The following is a 20,834-nucleotide window of genomic DNA, read 5'->3' on the forward strand; positions in this document are numbered from 1 at the left end:
CTTGGAATAGCAACGTCTGTCGCACTTGAAAGGTTTCTGAACGGGTAAACGCGGTATCGCCAACCGTGTTAGCATCTCGTCGTGACGAGCCCTTGGAATGACCCGAATATGTCGGACGAAGGAGCGCTCAGACGGGGGGATCCGTCAGGGGCCAGCAACTTCCCAGATTCGGTATCGGACACGATGCGTATCACCGATCTGGCCGCGCCGCGAAAAATTCCACCGGGGTCGGGTTGGCGGAAATTCATTTACTCCATCTCGTTTCACAAAATAAATCCCGGTGAGTCGCCCCGCGAACGGCACTACCGGGATTTGCAAAACCGCATCCGGCGGCATATTCGGCGGCAATACGTCATCACGGTCGTCTCCGGCAAGGGGGGCGTGGGCGTCACGACGCTCGTCGCCTGCCTCGGGGGTGTGTTCCGGGAATGCCGCCCGCAGAACGTGATTGCGATCGACGCCGTCCCGGGCTTCGGGACACTGGCCGACCGCATCGACGAGTCACCGCCCGGCGACTACACCGCGATCATCAACGACACCGATGTCCAGGGCTACGCCGATATTCGGGAACACTTGGGCCAGAACGTCATTGGTCTTGACGTCCTGGCCGGCAACCGGACCTCCGACCAGCCCAGGCCGCTGGTGCCCGCGATGTTCTCCGGGGTGCTGTCGCGCCTGCGGCGTACGCACACGGTGATGATCGTCGACACCTCCCCCGACCTCGAACACGAAGTGATGAAGCCGGTATTGGAGAACACCGACACCCTGGTGTTCGTCTCGGGCATCACCGCGGACCGGTCACGCCCGGTGCTGCGGGCGGTGGATTACCTGCGCTCGCAGGGTTACCACGAGCTGGTCTCGCGCAGCACCGTGATTGTCAACCACACCGACCAGATCACCGATAAGGACGCGCTGGCTTACCTGACCGAGCGTTTCACCAAGGTCGGGGCGACGGTCGAAGTGCTGCCGTTTGATCCCCACCTCGCCAAAGGCGGCATCATCGACACCGTTCACGAGCTGAAGAAAAAGACGCGATTGCGCCTCTTCGAAATTACCGCCGGCCTGGCGGACAAATACATTCCTGACGCCGAGCGGTCCGTGCCGTGACAGCGCCGCATAAGGTCGCTTTCCCGGCGCGTTGTGCGGTCAACATTTCTTACGAAAAGCATCTTTGTTCCCAGGTATTCCCCGCCGGAATTCCGATGGAGGGATTCTTCGAGGGAATGGTCGAGCTGTTCGATGCCGACCTGAAGCGCAAAGGCTTTGACGGCATCGCATTGCCCGCGGGCAGCTATGAACTCCACAAGATCAACGGGGTTCGGCTCGATATCAATAAAAGCCTCGACGAGCTGGGCGTCCAGGACGGCGACACCCTGGTGCTGGTGCCCAGGGTGGACGGGGAGTCATTCGAACCGCAATACGAGTCGCTGTCAACGGGATTGGCGGCCATGGGCAAGTGGCTGGGCCGCGACGGTGGCGATCGGATGTTCGCGCCGGTGACGCCGTTGACGGCCGCGCACACCGCGGTCGCGGTGATCGCGATGGCGGTTGGCGTCGTAGTGGCCCTCACCCTGCGGGCGCGCACCTTCACCGACGGCCCCATCCCGGCCGCGGTGGCGGGGGCGGTCGGTGCGCTGCTGGTGGTCGCGACGCTGGTCGTGCGAAGCGGCTGGCAGGACCGGCGCGACCTGTTCAGCGGATTCGCGTGGCTGGCGGTGGTGTCGCTGGCCACCGCCGGTGCCTGCGCGCCCCCGGGCGTGCTCGGCGCGGCGCATGGGCTGATCGGTGCCGTCGTGGTGATCCTGGGCGCCGTCGCCATCGGCGTGACCGCGCGAAACCGTTGGCAGACCGCGGTGGTCACCGCGGTGGTGACGGTGTGCGGGATCCTGGCCGCCGTCGCCGCCGTACGGATGTTCCGGCCGGCTTCGGCCCAGGTGCTGGCGGTCAGCGTGTTGGTCGGATTACTCGTCCTGGTCCGGATGGCCCCACTGATCGCGTTGTGGGTGGCGCGGGTCCGGCCGCCGCATTTCGGATCGATCACCGGCCGGGACCTGTTCGCGCGGCGCGAGGGGATGCCCGTCGACACGGTGGCCCCGGTCAGTGAGGACGAATCCGAGGACGAGGACAACGAACTGACCGACATCACCGCGCGCGGCGCCGCGATCGCCGCCTCGGCGCGGTTGGTCAATGCGGTCCAGGTAGGTCTGTGCGTCGGGGTGTCCATCGTGCTGCCCGCCGCGGTGTGGGGCGTGTTGACGCCGGGACGCCCGTGGGCGTGGTTGGCGCTGGTGGTCGCCGGGCTCGTGGCGGGCATCTTCCTCACCCAGGGGCGCGGATTCGCCGCCAAGTACCAGGCCATCGCCCTGGTGTGCGGGGCATCCGCCGCGGTGTGCGCGGGAGTGGTGAAATACGCCGTCGCCGAGCCGAAAGACGCGATGAGCGGCCTGATGTGGCCCGCGGTGGCGGTGGCGACCTTCGCCGCGTTGGGTTTGGCCGCAGCGCTTTTGGTGCCGGCCATGAGGTTTCGGCCATTCATCCGGTTGACCGTGGAATGGGTGGAAGTGCTCGCGTTCATCGTCTTGCTGCCTGCGGCGGCGGCCTTGGGAGGGCTCTTCACGTGGATTCGCCACTGAGAAGGGCGGCGGCGGTCACCGCCGCCGTCACCCTGGTCGCGATGTCAGCCAATATCCCTGCCGCACTGGCCATTACACCACCTTCGGTGGATCCGGGGATGGTGCCGCCGGACGGGCCACCGCGGCCCGACCAGCCGATGCGCCGCGCCAACAGCTGCTCGACCCCGATCACCGTGAGAAACCCCGATGTAGCGCAAATGGCCCCGGGGTTCAACCTGCTCAACATCACGAAGGCATGGCAGTACAGCACCGGCAACGGTGTGCCCGTGGCGGTCATCGACACCGGGGTGTCGCCGAACCCGCGGCTGCCGGTGGTACCCGGTGGGGACTACATCATGGGTGAAGACGGTCTGTCGGACTGCGACGCTCATGGCACGATCGTCAGCTCGATCATCGGCGCTGCGCCCCAAGGGATTCTGCCGATGCCACGGCCGATGCCGGCCACTCCCGCGTTCCCTCCGCCGGTCGGGCCGCCGCCGGTGGTCGGGGCACCGCCGCCACCGGTCGAGGTGCCGCCCCCGGTAGCGCCCCCGCCCCCGCCGCCGCCGGTGACGATCACCCAGATCCTTCCGCCCCCGCCTCCCCCCCCACCCCCGCCGCCGGAGGGCGGCGGTGCCACGGTCGCATCGAACGGGCCGGCCGATCCGCAGACCGAGGACGAACCCGCGGTGCCGCCGCTTCCCCCCGGAGCGCCCGATGGGGTGGTCGGCGTGGCCCCGCACGCGACCATAATTTCGATCCGGCAATCGTCACGAGCCTTCGAGCCGGTCAACCCGCCGCCGGGAGATCCCTACTCCGACGAGAAGGTCAAGGCGGGAACGCTGAATTCGGTTGCGCGCGCGGTGGTTCACGCCGCCAACATGGGGGCGAAGGTGATAAACATCTCGGTAACCGCGTGTCTGCCCGCCGCGTCCCCGGCCGATCAGCGAGCGCTGGGTGCGGCGCTGTGGTACGCGTCCACCGCCAAGGACGCGGTGATCGTGGCGGCCGCGGGCAACGACGGGGAAGCAGGCTGTAACAACAACCCGATGTATGACCCGTTGGATCCGTCGGACCCGCGGGACTGGCATCAGGTCAAGATCGTCTCGGCGCCGTCGTGGTTCTCCGACTACGTCCTGTCGGTGGGTGCCGTCGATGCCAGCGGCGCCCCACTCGACAAGAGCATGTCGGGTCCCTGGGTCGGTGTGGCCGGACCGGGGACGCACATCATGGGCCTGTCGCCCCAAGGTGGCGGCCCGGTCAACGCCTACCCGCCGTCGCGGCCCGGCGAGAAGAACATGCCGTTCTGGGGAACCAGTTTCTCGGCGGCCTACGTCAGCGGCGTCGCGGCGTTGGTGCGTGCGAAATTCCCCGACCTCAGCGCGCATCAGGTGATCAACCGAATCGTGCAGTCGGCGCACAATCCACCTGCGGGCGTTGACAATAAGGTCGGGTACGGACTGGTGGACCCGGTCGCGGCGCTGACCTTCAACATCCCGCCGGGCGACCGGATGCCCCCGGGCGCGCAGAGCCGGGTCATCACCCCGGCCCCGCCGCCCCCACCGCCGGACCACCGGGCACGCAACATCGCCATCGGATTTCTGGGAACCGTAGCCGCCGGTGTGCTCGTGTTCGCGATCGCGGCGCGGTTGCGGAGGGCCCGATGAGGCCCGACCTGACCGGCTTCTCCCGCGGCAGCAACCGCCGGGTGGTCGGCGTCTGGGTGGTGTTCGTCCTCGCGTTCGCGAGCTGGCTGGTGGGCGGTTACATCGGTGCGGCTGTCGCCGTGGTGGTTGGTATCGCGCTGGTCTTCGTGCGGTGGTGGGGTCAGCCGGCGTGGTCGTGGGCGGTGCTGTGGCGGCGCGGCCGGCGGCCGGTCGAGTGGACTGCCCCGGTCACCGTGGCGAACAACCGCTCCGGTGGCGGAGTCCGCGTGCAAGACGGGGTCGCCGTGGTCGCGGTGCAGCTGCTCGGCAGGGGGCATCGCGCCACCATGGTGACCGGCTCGGTGACCGTCGAAACCGAAAACGTGCTCGACATAGTCGAATTGGTGCCGATGCTGCGCCAGGCCCTGGGCCTGCAGCTCGATTCGATCAGCGTCGTCACCATCGGCTCCCGGCACGGCACCGTCGGTGACTTTCCGCGGGTGTACGACTCCGAGATCGGCACCCCGCCCTACGCGGGCCGGCGCGAGACCTGGCTGATCATGCGGCTGGCGGTGATCGACAACGCCCAAGCCCTGCTGTGGCGCACGACCGTTGGCGCGGCGGCCATTTCGGTTGCACAGCGCATCGCGGGATTGTTGCGCTGCCAGGGAATGCGGGCAAAGGTGGCTACTGCCACCGACCTCGTCGAGTTCGATCGCCGCCTCGGGTGGGACGCGGTGTCGGGAACCGCACAAAGATGGAAAGCGATACGCGGAGAAGCGGGTTGGATGACCACCTATGCGTATCCGGCCGAGGCGATCACGTCGCGCAACCTCTCGCAGGCATGGACGTTGCGCGCCGACGAGGTCATCCAGAACGTGACGGTGTACCCGGACGCCGAATGCACCGCGACCATCACCGTGCGCACACCGACGCCGGCGCCGACGCCGCCGAGCGTGATCCTGCGCCGCCTCAACGGGGAGCAGGCGGCCGCGGCGGCCGCGAACATGTGCGGTCCCCGCCTACACCTGCGCGGATTACGGCGCAGTCCGCTGCCCGCGCAGCTGGTCACCGAGATCGGACCGTCGGGCGTGCTGATCGGCAAACTCAGCAACGGTGATCGGCTGCTGATGCCGGTTACCGACGCCGGCGAGCTGTCACGCGTGTTCGTCGCCGCCGACGACCCGATCGCCAAACGGATCGTGATCCGCACCGCCGGTGCCGGCGAACGGGTCTGCGTGCACACCCGCGACATGTCGCGCTGGGTCAGCGTGCGCATGCCGGAGATCAGCGTGGTGAGCAGCTCGCGCCCCGCACCACGAACCACGGTCAGCGTTGTCGAGTACGCCGCGCGACGGGGCAACAGCTTCGGCGGACCCGACGGCGGCGGTATCGAGGCCGCGATCTCACCCACGCCGCGACCGGCAACCGTGATCACCGTCGCACCCGCGGGGGCCGAGCTCTCCGAGGGCCATCGACACGGCTACGAGGTGATCATCGAGCAGATCGGCCCGGCGACGGTGAATGTCAGTGCAGCGGGCAAGAATTGGCTTGTAGAGATGGACATGTTCCGCGCCGAGAATCGGTATGTGAGTCTCGAGCCGGTCAGCATGTCGGTCGGCACGTAGCGGGTCGGTAATGCGGGTTTGAGGCACAGTGTGATGAGGGCACGTAGCGGCTGCGGCGACAGCACGATCCGGCCGAAGGTGGCTGCCCGCGGCTCCGGCGGTGATCACCACGGTGCTCGGGATGGGGGACGTGATGGGTGATTTACAAACTGCCCGAAGGCATTTCGATCTTGCCATGGCAATCAAGAGCCGACAGGGCCGGGCGGCGGCGCTGCCCGAGTTCGCCGCCGCCACCGACGCCGACCCGTCGATGGCCGACGCATGGCTGGGGCGCATCGCGTGCGGTGACAGCGACCTGGCCTCGTTGCGGCAGCTGTACGCCACCAGCGAATGGCTGCACCGCGAGACCACGCGCATCGGACAGACGCTGGCCGCGGAGATCCAGCTGGGCCCCTACATCGGCATCACCGTCACCGACGCGTCACAGGTCGGGCTGGCGTTGTCGTCCGCGTTGACGATCGCCGGGGAGTACGCCGAGGCGGACAGGCTGCTGGCCAACCGTGACCTGCTGGATTCGTGGACCAATTACCAGTGGCACCAATTGGCCCGGACGTTCTTGATGTACCGCACGCAACGCTGGCCGGACGTGTTGTTGACGGCCGCCGAGGAGCTGCCCGCGCACGCCATCGTCATGTCGGCGGTGACGGCATCGATTTGCGCGTTGGCGGCTCACGCCGCCGCCCACCTCGGGCAGGGCCGGGTCGCTCTGGACTGGCTGGACCGCGTCGACGTGATCGGGCACACCCAGTCGTCGTCCCGCTTCGATACCGACGTGTTGACGGCGTCGATCGGCCCGGCCGACATTCCGCTGCTGGTCGCCGATCTGGCCTATGTGCGCGGGATGGTGTACCGGCAGCTGCGCGAGGAGGACCAGGCCCAGATCTGGCTGTCCAAGGCCACCATCAACGGGGTGCTGACCGCGGCGGCCAAAGAGGCACTGGCAGATCCGAATTTGCACCTGGTGGTGACGGACGAACAAACCATCGACAGCCGCACCGATCGATGGGACGCGTCGTCGGCCAAGAGCCGCGACGAGCTCGACGATGACGCCGCCTCGGACCGGCGCGCAGAGTTGCTGGCCGAGGGACGCAAGCTGCTGGCCAAGCAGGTGGGACTCGCCGCGGTCAAGGAAGCGGTCGCGGCGCTCGAAGATCAACTCGAAGTGCGAATGATGCGGCTCGAGCACGGGCTGCCGGTGGAGGGACAGACCAACCACATGCTGCTGGTCGGACCGCCCGGCACCGGTAAAACGACCACCGCCGAGGCGTTGGGCAAGATCTACGCCGGCATGGGGATCGTGCGACACCCCGAGATCCGGGAGGTGCGCCGCTCGGATTTCTGCGGCCACTTCATCGGCGAGTCGGGGCCCAAGACCAATGAGCTGATCGAAAAGTCGCTCGGGCGAATCATTTTCATGGACGAGTTCTACTCGTTGATCGAACGCCATCAGGATGGGACGCCCGACATGATCGGCATGGAGGCCGTCAACCAGCTGCTCGTGGCGTTGGAAGCGCACCGATTCGCCTTCTGCTTCATCGGGGCGGGCTACGAAGACCAGGTGGATGCCTTCCTGACCGTGAACCCGGGCTTGGCCGGCCGGTTCAACCGCAAGCTGCGCTTCGAGTCCTATTCGCCGGCGGAGATCGTCGAGATCGCGCACCGTTACGCCTCGCCGCGCGCCAGCCTGCTCGACGACGGTGCACGCGAGACGTTCCTGGACGCGGCGACGACCATCCGCAACTACACGACCCCCGGCGGGCGCCACGGCATCGACGCTATGCAGAACGGTAGGTTCGCCCGCAACGTCGTCGAACGCGCCGAAGGCTTTCGGGATACCCGGGTGGTGGCGCAAAAGCGTGCGGGTCAACCGGTGACCGTCGAGGATCTGCAGATCATCACCGCGGCCGACATCCAGGCCGCGGTGCGCAGCGTGTGTTCCGACAACCGCGACATGGCGGCCATCGTCTGGTGACGTTCAGGCCGGCTCGAAGCGAAACACGGTGAGCCGGCCCGCCAGTGCCTCGAATTCCTCGGCCGTGCCGTCGCGCACCATCCCCGATCGTTTCGCAAAGGCCACACCGACGGGGACCTTGGCGGGGAACTCCCGCAGCACCGGCCGCGCTTCACTGGCCGAGAGTTCGACGATCCGGACCGGGCGTGATCGTCGGCCCCGGCTCAGTGTGCCGACGCCGGCCGCGCGGGCGTTGGCCGCCCAGTCGGCTCCGGGATACCCGGCCACCACGTAGAGGCCGCCCTCGAAATCGAAGGGCGTCATCGGGGTGCTGCGCGGTTGACCCGACTTGCGGCCGGGCACCGTGAGGACCATGGCGGGCCCGGTCGGGATGCCGAGGCGTTGCACGGCCATCATGAACTTGTTCATCGGCTTGAGGTAGCGCGGGGGACGGGGATCGGTCATTTCAGATTCCTACTTTTTCGTTGCTGAACATCTCTCGGTGATCGGAAACCCAGTGCGCGAAAGGGATTGGCGACCGGCCGAGGATCTTTTGCAGGTCCTGGGTGACCGCGGCGGGTTTGTCGAGCGTCTCGGCGAGCATGGCGATATACGCGTCGGCGAACCCGGCGCTGAAGCCCAACCCGACAAACCGTTGCCGCACCGTGTCAACGGGGACCTCGCGGTATTGCAGCGGCCTGCCCAGCACACCGCCGATGACCTCGACCAGCTCTGCGTTGGTAAAGGCCTGTGGGCCGGTCAGCGGGATACGTTGTCCATCAAGGTAATCGGTGAGCAACGCGCGTGTCGCGACGCTGGAGATGTCTGACTCGACGATCGGCGCCGTCGACGCGGCGGCGTACGGCCCGGCGACCACGTCGCCGGCGCAGATCTGCGCGGACCACATGCCGGCGAAGTTGGTGGCGAACACGGTGGGCCGCAGGCTCACCCAGGCCAGACCGGAGTCGACCGCGAGGCGCTCGACCTCCCTATTACGGTCGCCGCGAAACCGGGACGGCTGCCGCGCGTCGTCATCGTCGGCATTGATCGCCGACAGCGCGACCAGCTTGGCGACTCCGGCGCGCCGGCATTGCGCCACCACACCTTCCAACTGCCCACCCAGCGCCCGCGAGTTCAGGAATACCGCGGCGGCACCCGAGAGTGCGTCGGTAACCGAACCGAATACCTCGACTTCCGGGGAAAACCCGGCACCGGCCGGTTGTCGGGTGACCGCCCGCACGCGGGCCCCCGCGGCGATCAGTTCGGTGACGAGCGGACGTCCGACGTTGCCGGTCGCACCGGTGACGACGATGGTCATGATGGGGTTCCTTCCATGAACTTCCTGCACTGCTGAAAACGACGGGACAAAAGGTGGGAAAGTTACATCGGAGAATCCGTAACTTTTTGCCTCAGCGGATCGTCGAAGAGTCATGAACCAGTCGCAGTCAGCCAGCGACCAGGTCAGCGAGGCCTGGCGCCGCCACCGCCCTTATCTGGTCAACCTCGCATACCAGATGCTGGGTGACGTCGGCGAAGCCGAAGACATTGCACAAGAGGCCTTTCTGCGATTCTCGCGCACCGACGTCGGCGAGATCGAGGACGCGCGGGGCTGGCTGACCGTGGTGGCGAGCCGCCTCTGCCTCGACCAGGTGCGCTCGGCCCGCGCCCGCTACGAGCGCCCAGGCGACGTTCCCGAGCAACCGGCCGCGCGTCGCTTCGACCCGGCCGACCGGGTCACCCTCGACGACGAGATCCGCACCGCGCTGCTGGAAGTCTTGCGCAGGCTCAGTCCCGGGGAACGAGTCGCCTTCGTGTTGCACGACATCTTCGGCGTCCCCTTCGAGTCGATCTCGCAGACGGTAGGACGCCCGGTCGGCACCTGCCGTCAACTGGCGCGGCGTGCACGGTCCAAATTCTCTGCGGCACAACCGAAGCTGAGCGACGTCGCGTCGGCCGAGCACCAGTTGGTCACCGACAAGTTCGTCACCGCGTGCGCCAACGGTGACCTCGACGCGTTGGCCGCCGTCCTGGATCCGACGGTGTGGGGTGTGGGGACGATCCTCGCGGACCCGGCACCGCCACCACAGATCAACCACGGCCCGGCTGCGGTCGCCACCAACCTGCTGCGCTACCTGTGGCCGGACGTAACCCTGGTCAGCGGTCCCGCCGGGGGGCCGGTGCTGCTGGCCTTCAGCGAGCGCCGCCTCTTCGCCGTCATCGTGTTGACGATCCGCGATTCTCGGGTGACGAAGATCGAGGCGATCGCCGACCCGTCGGCGCGCGCTTAGTTCTGTTCGTCCGTCGGTCGCTGCTCGACGGCACAGTCGGAACGCGTCGCGAAGTAGCCGGCGATCGTCGCGGTGACTTCGAGGAACTTGCGCCGCGTGGCCGGGGCCATCTCGCGGGTCACGTCGATGACACCGCCGGGCCGCAGGTGGGGATCGAACGGCACTTCGATCACCGGCCGGCCGTGATCGGTGAACTCGCGAGCGAGCAGGGCCCGGGTGCGTTTGTCGGCATGTCCGTCGGAATCGTTGAGCACCACGATGCTGTAGCGCAGCAGCGTGGCCAGGTTCTGATCGGCCAGCCACTCCATGGTCCGCGCGGCGGCGGATGCGCCGTCCGCCCAAGGCGAGGACACCACGATCAGCGCATCCAGATCACGCAGGACTTCCTGGGTGAGCGGCGCGTCCATCGTCGAACCGCAGTCGATGACCGAGATCGTGAAATGGCGGTCCAGCCGCAACGCGGCCTCCCGGTAGATCGCCGGATCGAGCACCCGGCGCGGGCCCGACGCCGGTTCACCGGCGAGCACATGAAGACCCGCGGAATTCCGGCCCAGCCGCGCCACCACGTCGTCGAAGGACCGGAGGTTCTTGTCCGCGGTGAACTCCCAGAACGAGCCCGTCGACGCCGGATCGATTCGGCTGCTGAGCCGACCGAAGGCGGTATCGGCGTCGATCGCCACGACGTGATCCTGCCGACGGAGTCCGGCGAACAGAGAGCCCACGCTGGCGGCCACCGACGTCTTTCCCACGCCGCCCTTGCCCAGCACGCCGACCTTGTAGTTGCCGTACAGGCGGGTCCGGATGGCGGCTTCGAATTGGGCCTCCTGCCGCTGGGCGGGTGACGGGCCCAGGTTGACCCGGCCGAAGGTGGCCAGCCGCAGGGCGCGTCGCCAACCGCGGTCGGGCAGCTCGGGCGGCGTGGCCGCCGCCGCGGAAGGGGCGGGCCGCTGGGGCGACGACACCGCGGGTGGCGGGCGGAACGAGGGGCCGGGAGTCGAGGGCGGGCGCGCGGGTGCCCAGGCTTGCGGCGGCGCAGCCGGCCGGTTCGGCGGGGGCGGGGGAGGAGCCGAAGGCGGACGCGGGGGAGCGGGTCGCGGGGCAATGGGAGGCGCGCCGGCCCGTGCCTCATCGGGGACGGGCCGGGGCTGTCGAGGGGAGGGACCGGACGGGCGCGCCGCCGGGGTGCTTGGCCGCTCGGGCTGCAGACGGTCCCGCAGGAATTCGTCGCGCTCGTTCATGGGCTCCTCGGGTGCCAGGCGGGTTACGTGATAAGCGCCACGGTCCGACCTGCGACGCCGGGTGTGACCAATCCGGTCTAGTATCTCCCGACGCGCCCGATGTGCGAACCTGCAAACTGTATTACGCGGGCTGCGGGGTCGAAGCGCCACCCCGAGTCGGGCGCTGAGCACGCCCATAGCACCCGCAGCAACGTCACCGGCACGCCCCGGCTCGCATTTCAGCAAACTTTCCGCCGCCGACCGTGGCGGCTGGGGGCTGTCGGCGATGAGCGCGGTCATGCCAAGCATCAGCGGCCCCCAGCAGGGGGTTGGCGGAATCGGGGACCACCGGCGGCAGCGAAATTTACGACCCTGCCAGCTGGCGGTTAGACTTGACGAAGTTGGCATGTCAGGCGGGTATTGTCATATCGTTTTACGACTTGTCGAGACCGGTTCCAGGCCACCGTTCAGAGCTGCACGGACATCCCTACCAGGATCATCTCCGCCTGGGGCACAGCCCATCGAGACAAGACCGAAAGGGGTTCTAGCCCGCAACCTCGCGGGTGCGACCCCGTCGGGGCCGCTGCTAAGGGCCGCGCAGAACGTTCAGGTGAAGGGTCAGGTGCATATGACGCCCAAGCGCGTCGGGTTATACAACCCCGCGTTCGAGCACGACGCGTGCGGGGTTGCTTTGGTCGTCGATATGCACGGCCGTCGTAGCCGCGACATCGTGGACAAGGCAATCACTGCGCTGCTGAACCTCGAACACCGGGGTGCCCAGGGCGCCGAGCCGCGCAGCGGTGACGGGGCCGGCATCATGCTTCAAGTCCCGGACGCCTTCCTGCGTGAGGTTGTCGACTTCGAATTGCCGCCCGAAGGCAGCTACGCCACCGGCATCGCGTTCCTGCCGCAGTCGTCCAAGGACGCCGCGACGGCATGTGCCGCAGTGGAGAAGATCGCCGAAGCCGAGGGCCTGACGGTGCTGGGCTGGCGCAACGTGCCCATCGACGACTCGTCGCTGGGCGCTTTGTCCCGCGACGCGATGCCCACCTTCCGGCAGGTGTTCATGGCGGGCGCATCCGGTATGACGCTGGAGCGCCGGGCCTACGTGGTGCGTAAGCGCGCCGAACACGAACTGGGTACCAAGGGCCCGGGCCAGGACGGGCCCGGCCGCGAAACCGTCTATTTCCCAAGCCTTTCCGGTCAGACATTCGTCTACAAGGGCATGCTGACCACGCCCCAGCTCAAGGCGTTTTACCTTGACCTGCAAGACGATCGGCTGACCAGCGCGCTGGGTATCGTGCACTCCCGGTTCTCCACCAACACGTTCCCGTCGTGGCCGCTGGCGCATCCGTTCCGCCGCGTCGCGCACAACGGTGAGATCAACACCGTCACCGGTAACGAGAACTGGATGCGGGCCCGCGAGGCGCTGATCAAGACCGACGTTTTCGGCGCGGAATCCGACGTCGAGAAGTTGTTCCCGATCTGCACCCCCGGGGCATCCGACACAGCGCGGTTCGACGAGGTGCTCGAACTGCTCCACCTGGGCGGGCGCAGCCTGGCCCACGCGGTGCTGATGATGATCCCCGAGGCCTGGGAACGCAACGACTCGATGGACCCCGCCCGGCGGGCGTTCTACCGGTACCACGCCTCGTTGATGGAGCCGTGGGACGGCCCTGCGTCGATAACGTTCAGCGACGGAACCATCATCGGCGCGGTGCTCGACCGTAATGGCTTGCGCCCCTCGCGAATTTGGGTCACCGAAGACGGCCTGGTGGTAATGGCCTCCGAGGCCGGTGTGCTGGACCTGGACCCGGCAAAGGTGGTCCGCAGGATGCGGTTGCAACCCGGCCGCATGTTCCTGGTGGACACCGCGCAGGGTCGCATCGTCGCCGATGAGGAGATCAAGGCGGAGTTGGCCGCCGAGCACCCCTACCAGGAGTGGCTGGACAAGAATCTGGTCCCGCTGGACGATCTGCCGCAGGGCAACTACAAGCGGATGCCCCACTACCGACTGGTCAAGCGGCAGCAGACATTTGGCTACACGTACGAGGAGCTCAATCTCCTGGTGGCGCCGATGGTGCGCAGCGGCGCCGAACCGATCGGGTCGATGGGTACCGACACCCCGGTCGCGGTGCTCTCGCAACGTCCCCGGATGCTCTACGACTACTTCCAGCAACTCTTCGCGCAGGTGACCAACCCGCCGCTGGATGCCATCCGCGAGGAGGTGGTGACCAGCCTGCAGGGCACCACCGGTGGTGAGCGCGACCTGCTCACACCGACCGAGCGTTCGTGTCACCAGATCGCGCTGTCGCAGCCGATTCTGCGTAACCGGGAGCTGGCGAAGCTGGTCAACCTCGACCCGGACGACGAGGTCAATGGTCGCCCGCATGGCATGCGCTCCAAGGTGATTCGCTGCCTGTACCCGGTCGCCGAGGGCGGCGCCGGACTGGCTACCGCGCTCGAGGAAGTGCGCGCGCAGGCGTCGGCGGCGATCGCTGACGGCGCGCGGGTGATCATCCTGTCGGACCGCGAATCCGACGAACAGCTGGCGCCCATTCCGTCGCTGCTGGCGGTCGCGGGGGTGCACCATCACCTGGTGCGCGACCGGACCCGGACCCACGTCGGGCTGGTGGTGGAAACCGGTGATGCCCGCGAGGTCCACCACATGGCCGCGCTGGTCGGCTTCGGTGCCGCGGCGATCAACCCGTACATGGCGTTCGAGTCCATCGAGGACATGCTCGACCGCGGTGTCATCGAAGGCATCGATCGCAAGACGGCGCTGAACAACTACATCAAGGCCGCCGGCAAGGGCGTGCTGAAAGTGATGTCCAAGATGGGCATTTCAACGCTGGCGTCCTACACCGGTGCGCAGTTGTTCCAGGCGGTCGGCATTTCCGAGGACGTCCTCAGCGAGTACTTCACCGGGCTGAGCTGTCCCATCGGCGGTATCACCCTGGACGACATCGCCGCCGACGTCGCCGCTCGGCACGCCCTGGCATACCTGGACCGCCCGGACGAACGGGCCCACCGCGAACTCGAGGTGGGTGGGGAATACCAGTGGCGCCGCGAAGGCGAGTACCACCTGTTCAACCCCGAGACCGTCTTCAAGCTGCAGCACGCGACGCGCACCGGCCAGTACAAAGTGTTCAAGGACTACACTCGTCTGGTCGACGACCAGAGTGAGCGCATGGCGTCCCTGCGCGGCCTGCTCAAGTTCCGGGCCGGGATCAACCCGCCGATTCCGCTGGACGAGGTCGAGCCCGCCAGTGAAATCGTCAAGCGATTCTCGACCGGGGCGATGAGCTACGGCTCGATCTCCGCCGAGGCGCACGAGACGCTGGCCATCGCGATGAACCGGCTGGGCGGCCGGTCCAACAGCGGTGAGGGCGGCGAAGACGTCAAGCGGTTCGAGCGCGATCCCAACGGCGATTGGCGCCGCAGCTCGATCAAACAGGTCGCCTCCGGGCGGTTCGGCGTCACGTCGCACTACCTGACGAACTGCACCGACATCCAGATCAAGATGGCCCAAGGCGCGAAACCCGGTGAGGGTGGCCAGCTTCCGGGGCACAAGGTGTACCCGTGGGTTGCCAAGGTGCGGTACTCCACCCCCGGCGTCGGTCTGATTTCGCCGCCGCCGCACCACGACATCTACTCCATCGAGGACCTGGCGCAGCTGATCCACGACCTGAAGAACGCCAACCCGTCCGCGCGCGTGCACGTCAAGCTGGTCTCCGAGAACGGCGTCGGCACGGTGGCCGCGGGGGTGTCCAAGGCCCACGCCGACGTGGTGCTGATCTCCGGGCACGACGGCGGCACCGGCGCGACCCCGATGACCTCGATGAAGCACGCCGGGGCGCCGTGGGAGCTGGGGCTGGCGGAGACGCAGCAGACGTTGCTGCTGAACGGATTACGCGACCGGATCGTGGTGCAAGTCGACGGTCAGCTCAAGACGGGCCGCGACGTGATGATCGCGGCGCTGCTCGGTGCCGAGGAATTCGGTTTCGCCACCGCGCCGCTGGTGGTGTCCGGCTGCATCATGATGCGGGTCTGCCACCTGGACACCTGCCCGGTCGGGGTGGCCACCCAGAATCCGGTGCTGCGCGAACGGTTCACCGGCAAGCCCGAGTTCGTCGAAAACTTCTTCATGTTCATCGCCGAAGAGGTCCGCGAATACATGGCGCAGTTGGGATTCCGCACCCTCAACGAGGCCGTCGGTCAGGTGAAGTCCCTCGATATGACGCTGGCGCGGGCCCACTGGAAGGCGCACCGGTTGGATCTGGCCCCGGTTCTGCACGAGCCGGAATCGGCGTTCATGAACCAGGACCTGTACTGCAGCTCGCGCCAGGACCACGGTCTGGACAAGGCGCTGGACCAGCAGTTGATCGTGATGAGCCGCGAGGCGCTGGACTCCGGAAAGTCGGTGCGGTTCTCCACGACCATCGGCAACGTCAACCGCACGGTGGGCACCATGCTCGGCCACGAGGTCACCAAAGCCTATGGCGCTGAAGGGTTGCCGGACGGAACGATCGACATCACCTTCGACGGGTCGGCGGGCAACAGCTTCGGTGCATTTGTGCCGCGGGGCATCACGCTGCGCGTCTACGGCGACGCCAACGACTACGTCGGTAAGGGCCTGTCCGGTGGCCGGATCGTGGTTCGGCCGTCGGACAGCGCGCCCCAGGACTACGTCGCCGAGGACAACATCATCGGCGGCAACGTGATCCTGTTCGGCGCGACCAGCGGCGAGGCGTACCTGCGCGGCGTCGTCGGCGAACGATTCGCGGTCCGTAACTCCGGGGCACACGCCGTCGTCGAGGGTGTCGGGGACCACGGCTGCGAATACATGACCGGCGGCAGGGTCGTCGTCCTCGGTCGCACCGGCCGTAACTTCGCTGCGGGCATGTCCGGCGGCGTGGCCTACGTTTACGATCCGCAGGAAGAATTCCCCGACAATCTCAACGCGGAGATGGTCGAGCTCGAGAGCTTGGATGAAGATGACTACGAGTGGTTGCACGGCATGATTCAGGCACACGTCGATGCCACCGATTCCGCTGTCGGCCAGCGCATTCTGGATGACTGGCAGCAACAACGGTGGCATTTCGCCAAGGTGATGCCGCAGGACTACAAGCGGGTACTGCAGGCCATCGCCGAAGCAGAACGCGACGGCGCGGATGTCGACAAGGCGATCATGGCGGCCGCGCATGGCTGATCCGAGCGGCTTCCTGAAATACACGCATCGGGAATTGCCGAAGCGTCGGCCTGTCCCGCTGCGGTTGCGCGACTGGCAGGAGGTCTACGAGGAATTCGACAATGAAACCCTGCGCGAGCAGGCGACCCGTTGCATGGACTGCGGTATTCCGTTCTGCCACAATGGTTGTCCGCTGGGCAACCTGATCCCGGAGTGGAACGACCTGGTGCGCAGGGACCGGTGGCGCGACGCCATCGAACGGCTGCACGCCACCAACAACTTCCCGGACTTCACCGGGCGGCTGTGCCCGGCGCCCTGTGAGCCGGCCTGTGTGCTCGGCATCAATCAGGACCCGGTGACGATCAAGCAGATCGAGCTGGAGATCATCGACAAGGCCTTTGACGAGGGTTGGGTGCAGCCGTTGCCGCCGGACAAGCGGACCGGCAAAAAGGTCGCCGTGGTCGGTTCGGGACCGGCGGGTTTGGCCGCCGCCCAGCAGTTGACCCGCGCCGGCCACACCGTCACCGTCTTCGAGCGGGCCGATCGCATCGGCGGGCTGCTGCGCTACGGCATCCCCGAATTCAAGATGGAAAAGCGTGTCCTCAACCGCCGGCTGGACCAGATGCGGGCCGAGGGCACCGAATTCCGGCCCGGTGTCAACGTCGGGGTCGACATCACCGCCGAGAAATTGCGCGCCGACTTCGACGCCGTGGTGCTAGCCGGCGGTGCCACCGCGGGGCGTGACCTGCCGATCCCCGGCCGCGAACTGGACGGCATTCACCAGGCGATGGAATACCTGCCGTGGGGTAACCGCGTGCAGGAGGGCGATGACGTCCTGGGTCCCGACGGGCAGCCGCCGATCACCGCCAAGGACAAGAAGGTCGTCATCATCGGTGGCGGTGACACCGGCGCCGACTGCCTGGGCACCGCGCACCGCCAGGGCGCGAGCCTCATCCACCAGTTCGAGATCATGCCGCGTCCGCCGGAGACGCGTGCGCCGTCCACCCCGTGGCCGACCTACCCGCTGATGTACCGGGTGTCCTCGGCGCACGAAGAGGGCGGCGAGCGGGTGTTCTCGGTCAACACCGAGGAATTCGTCGGCGAGGACGGTCGCGTGACGGCGCTCAAGGCGCACGAGGTGGCCATGGAAGACGGCAAGTTCGTCAAGGTGGAGGGTTCGGAGTTCGAACTCGAGGCGGACTTGGTGTTGCTGGCGATGGGATTCGTCGGCCCCGAGAAGGAGGGCCTGCTCACCGACCTCGGGGTGAAATTCACCGAGCGCGGCAACGTCGCCCGCGGCGCCGATTTCGACACCTCGGTTCCGGGCGTCTTCGTCGCCGGTGACATGGGTCGTGGTCAGTCGCTGATCGTCTGGGCGATAGCTGAGGGCAGGGCCGCCGCGGCCGCGGCGGACCGGTTCCTGATGGGATCGACCGCGCTGCCGGCGCCGGTCAAGCCCACCGCGGTACCGCTTCAGTAGTAACACCAGTCACACCAGAAACACGACCGACTTCGCTCGGCGAGTCTGCCTCTGTTTGCCAGACGGCGGGTGTCTAATAGCTCGTTGTGAGCCCGCTCACATGGGGGTCATACCGGTTCAACGGTTGGACAGACCGATCGCAGGAGAGATTCTTGTGCATATCCACCCATTACCCCAGTCACGGATGGGGCGAATCGCCTGGTCATGGTTGCGCCACCCGGTGAAAAGTCGTGAGTTTCCCGCCAAGCACGAGCGTCTGGTGACCGCTCAGGATTTGCTGCTGTTTGGTGCGTGATCGCCCGTTCGGCGTCCCCGTACGGGCACTGCGGGTTTGCTCAGGGTGCACCCGGCGGGTTTTCGCCGGGCAACGCCGAATGCGCCGTGAAAACGGCGTCACCGCGTCCATAGACCCGAGTCGCGGATCGCCTCGGCGAGCGGCTCGAGCACGGCCGGGTCGTGCGGCGGGGGAACGTAGACGATGCCCAGATCCAAGCCCTCGGCGGCCAGCTTGGCGGCGTCCTCGATGACTTTCCCATAGTTGAGGTCCGGCTCCAGGCGCAAGTGCGCCGAGAGCGTGATCTCCTTGGGATCGCGGCCGATGTCCGCGCAGTGCGAGGCCAGGACGTCACGCTTGTGGGCGAAGACGTCGGGCGGACCGCCCACGAAATTCCAGTGCTGGGCGTAGCGAGCGGTGATCCGCAGTGTGCGCTTCTCGCCGCTGCCGCCGATGCAGATGGGCGGGTGCGGCCGCTGCGGGCCCTTGGGCTCGTTGCGCGCCCCCTTGAGTTGGTAGAACTTACCGTCGAAGTCGGTGGTCTCCTGGCTGAGCAGGCTGGTCAGCACCTCGCAGGCCTCCTCGAAGCGGTCGAAGCGTTCCTTGATGCTGCCCAGCTCGATGCCGTAGGCGCCGGACTCCTCCTCGTTCCAGCCGGCGCCGATGCCCAGCTCGAGCCGTCCGTTCGAGATGATGTCGAGGGCGGCCGCCATGTTGGCCAGCACCGCGGGGTGGCGGTAGTGGATCCCGGTGACCAGGGTGCCCACCCGCAGCCGCTTGGTGGCCTGCGCAAGTGCGGTCAGCGTCGTCCAGCCCTCCAGGCAGGGCCCGCTGCTGTCGGAAAAGATCGGGTAGAAGTGGTCGAACGTCCACCCGGATTCGTAGACCTCGATGTCGTCGGCCGCTTGCCAGACGGCGAGCATCTGAATCCAGGTGGTGTTTTGCGGAGGAGTCTTGAACGCGAATCGCATGCCCCCGACGTTAACCGGTGTTTATGAAGGGCAACTAAACTCAAGCCGCGATGACTTGTGGCTCCCTCGGAATAGACACCAAGATCACCCTGCTGGCGGCGGGCCTGATCTTCCTGCTCGCGCTCGTCCTGGGTGTGTGGAAATACCGCGAGATGATGGTCTCGGAGACCCACCTCGCCCATCCCTACGTCGACATCGCGCACCGCGCGGCGCTGCTGTATTCGTTCGCGACGCTGCTGCTCGCGGTCTTCGTGCAGCTCAGCGCCTGGCCGGTATGGGTGAACCTGACCGCGGCGGGCGTGGTCGTCTTCTTCTTCGTCGCCGCCATCCTCGCCTACATCAGCCACGGCGCGCGGCGCGACACCGTCAACCAATTCGAAAACGCCGACGGGCGAACCGCGCTGGCGATGGCGTTGCTGATCGCCGGCGAGATCGGCGGGTTCAGCGTGCTGCTCGCCGGATTCGTCGCCGGCCAACTGTGGTGATGCGCGGAGGTCTGGCGGTGACCTCCAGCGCCCGGCTTCGCCGCGCTTGCAGTCACCGAGCGGGCACACTGGAGCCATGGATCCGGTAGCGGCATTACGGCAGATCGCCTACTTCAAGGACCGCAGCCGCCACGATCCCAGACGCGTGATGGCCTATCGCAACGCGGCCGACATCATCGAAGCCCTCGACGACGCGGCTCGGGAGCGGCACGGCCAGGCCAACAGCTGGCAGACGCTGCCGGGGATCGGCCCCAAGACCGCCAAGGTCATCGACCAGGCGTGGTCAGGTCGAGAACCCGACCTGCTGGTCGATTTGCGTTCCACCGCAGAAGATCTCGGCGGCGGTGACATCCGTGCGGCGCTACGCGGCGATCTGCACCTGCACTCCAACTGGTCCGACGGCTCGGCACCGATCGAGGAGATGATGGCCTCCGCCGCGGCGCTGGGCCACGAATACTGCGCGCTGACCGACCATTCGCCGCGGCTGACCATCGCCAGCGGTCTGTCGCCGGAGCGGTTACGCAAGCAGCTCGACGTGATCGAGGGCCTCCAAGAGAAGTTCGCGCCGATGCGCATCCTGACCGGGATCGAGGTCGACATCCTCGACGACGGCAGCCTGGATCAGGAGCCCGAGCTGCTGGAACGCCTCGACGTGGTGGTGGCCAGCGTGCATTCCAAGTTGTCGATGGACGCCGCCGCGATGACCCGGCGCATGCTGCGTGCGGTGGCCAACCCGCACGCCGACGTGCTGGGTCACTGCACCGGCCGGCTGGTGTCCGGGAATCGCGGCATCCGGCCGGAATCCAAGTTCGACGCCGAGGCGGTGTTCACCGCATGCCGCGACCACGGCACCGCGGTGGAGATCAACTCGCGGCCCGAGCGGCGCGATCCGCCGAGCCGGCTGCTGAATCTGGCGCTGGAGATCGGGTGCGTGTTCACCATCGACACCGACGCGCACGCGCCCGGCCAGCTCGATTTTCTCGGCTATGGCGCCCAGCGCGCACTGGACGCGGGCGTTCCCGTCGAGCGGATTGTGAACACCTGGCCGGCCGAGCGACTGCTGGAGTGGGCCGGCGCCAACTGAGGCGCTG

General features: G+C 67.2%; 14 protein-coding genes. 10 read left to right on the forward strand and 4 right to left on the reverse strand.

All coding sequences use genetic code 11. The features are described 5' to 3' along the window. Window positions 1–81: 81 nt before the first annotated feature. The 5 genes from G6N50_RS21725 (at window position 82) to eccA2 (ending at window position 7,858) form a co-directional block, all read left to right on the forward strand. Window positions 82–1,107, forward strand: coding sequence for a MinD/ParA family ATP-binding protein (locus G6N50_RS21725; protein ID WP_142275491.1), 1,026 nt, complete (start codon window positions 82–84; stop codon window positions 1,105–1,107). Beyond that, on the forward strand, window positions 1,104–2,633 hold the full coding sequence (gene eccD / locus G6N50_RS21730) for a type VII secretion integral membrane protein EccD (RefSeq protein WP_083094359.1): 1,530 nt from the start codon (window positions 1,104–1,106) through the stop codon (window positions 2,631–2,633). The genes G6N50_RS21725 and eccD overlap by 4 nt, the downstream gene beginning before the upstream one ends. A gap of 41 nt (window positions 2,634–2,674) precedes the next feature. After that, a complete protein-coding gene (gene mycP2, locus G6N50_RS21735) occupies window positions 2,675–4,279 on the forward strand; it encodes a type VII secretion system ESX-2 serine protease mycosin MycP2 (RefSeq protein WP_232069012.1) in 1,605 nt (534 codons plus the stop codon). After that, window positions 4,276–5,886 (forward strand): type VII secretion protein EccE, encoded by a 1,611-nt coding sequence (eccE, locus tag G6N50_RS21740; RefSeq protein WP_083100268.1) that lies wholly within the window; start codon window positions 4,276–4,278, stop codon window positions 5,884–5,886. The genes mycP2 and eccE overlap by 4 nt, the downstream gene beginning before the upstream one ends. A gap of 121 nt (window positions 5,887–6,007) precedes the next feature. Next, window positions 6,008–7,858 carry a type VII secretion system ESX-2 AAA family ATPase EccA2 gene (eccA2, locus tag G6N50_RS21745; protein WP_083100271.1) on the forward strand — a complete coding sequence of 617 codons (1,851 nt, stop codon included), beginning with the start codon at window positions 6,008–6,010 and terminating at the stop codon, window positions 7,856–7,858. A 3-nt stretch (window positions 7,859–7,861) separates the two neighbouring features. Here eccA2 and G6N50_RS21750 read toward each other — a convergent pair whose 3' ends face one another. Both G6N50_RS21750 and G6N50_RS21755 read right to left on the reverse strand, forming a co-directional pair. Further along, window positions 7,862–8,302, reverse strand: coding sequence for a nitroreductase family deazaflavin-dependent oxidoreductase (locus tag G6N50_RS21750; RefSeq protein WP_083100266.1), 441 nt, complete (start codon window positions 8,300–8,302; stop codon window positions 7,862–7,864). 1 nt (window position 8,303) lies between these two features. Further along, entirely contained in the window at window positions 8,304–9,155 is an 852-nt protein-coding gene (locus tag G6N50_RS21755; RefSeq protein WP_083100265.1) for an NAD(P)H-binding protein, read from the reverse strand. 112 nt (window positions 9,156–9,267) lie between these two features. Between G6N50_RS21755 and sigI the strand changes: the two genes are divergently transcribed. Beyond that, window positions 9,268–10,125 (forward strand): RNA polymerase sigma factor SigI, encoded by an 858-nt coding sequence (gene sigI / locus G6N50_RS21760; protein ID WP_083100263.1) that lies wholly within the window; start codon window positions 9,268–9,270, stop codon window positions 10,123–10,125. Here sigI and G6N50_RS21765 read toward each other — a convergent pair. Next, window positions 10,122–11,363, reverse strand: a complete 1,242-nt coding sequence (locus G6N50_RS21765; RefSeq protein WP_179970049.1) for a MinD/ParA family ATP-binding protein — start codon at window positions 11,361–11,363, stop codon at window positions 10,122–10,124. The genes sigI and G6N50_RS21765 overlap by 4 nt on opposite strands. A 607-nt stretch (window positions 11,364–11,970) precedes the next feature. Between G6N50_RS21765 and gltB the strand changes: the two genes are divergently transcribed. Continuing rightward, complete coding sequence (gene gltB / locus G6N50_RS21770; protein ID WP_083100006.1) at window positions 11,971–16,554, forward strand: glutamate synthase large subunit; 4,584 nt, start codon at window positions 11,971–11,973, stop codon at window positions 16,552–16,554. Further along, window positions 16,547–18,013, forward strand: a complete 1,467-nt coding sequence (locus G6N50_RS21775) for a glutamate synthase subunit beta (RefSeq protein WP_083099986.1) — start codon at window positions 16,547–16,549, stop codon at window positions 18,011–18,013. Before gltB ends, G6N50_RS21775 begins: the two co-directional genes overlap by 8 nt. Window positions 18,014–18,406: 393 nt before the next feature. On the opposite strand, the gene G6N50_RS21785 is transcribed toward G6N50_RS21775, so the two are convergent. Continuing rightward, complete coding sequence (locus G6N50_RS21785; RefSeq protein WP_083099987.1) at window positions 18,407–19,258, reverse strand: LLM class F420-dependent oxidoreductase; 852 nt, start codon at window positions 19,256–19,258, stop codon at window positions 18,407–18,409. A gap of 50 nt (window positions 19,259–19,308) precedes the next feature. Between G6N50_RS21785 and G6N50_RS21790 the strand changes: the two genes are divergently transcribed. Together G6N50_RS21790 and G6N50_RS21795 are read left to right on the forward strand one after the other, a co-directional pair. Continuing rightward, window positions 19,309–19,743 carry a hypothetical protein gene (locus tag G6N50_RS21790; protein WP_083099989.1) on the forward strand — a complete coding sequence of 145 codons (435 nt, stop codon included), beginning with the start codon at window positions 19,309–19,311 and terminating at the stop codon, window positions 19,741–19,743. Window positions 19,744–19,819: 76 nt separating this feature from the next. Next, window positions 19,820–20,827 (forward strand): PHP domain-containing protein, encoded by a 1,008-nt coding sequence (locus G6N50_RS21795; protein ID WP_083099990.1) that lies wholly within the window; start codon window positions 19,820–19,822, stop codon window positions 20,825–20,827. Window positions 20,828–20,834 lie beyond the last annotated feature (7 nt).

The sequence above is a fragment of the Mycobacterium mantenii genome (assembly GCF_010731775.1).
GTDB lineage: Bacteria > Actinomycetota > Actinomycetes > Mycobacteriales > Mycobacteriaceae > Mycobacterium > Mycobacterium mantenii.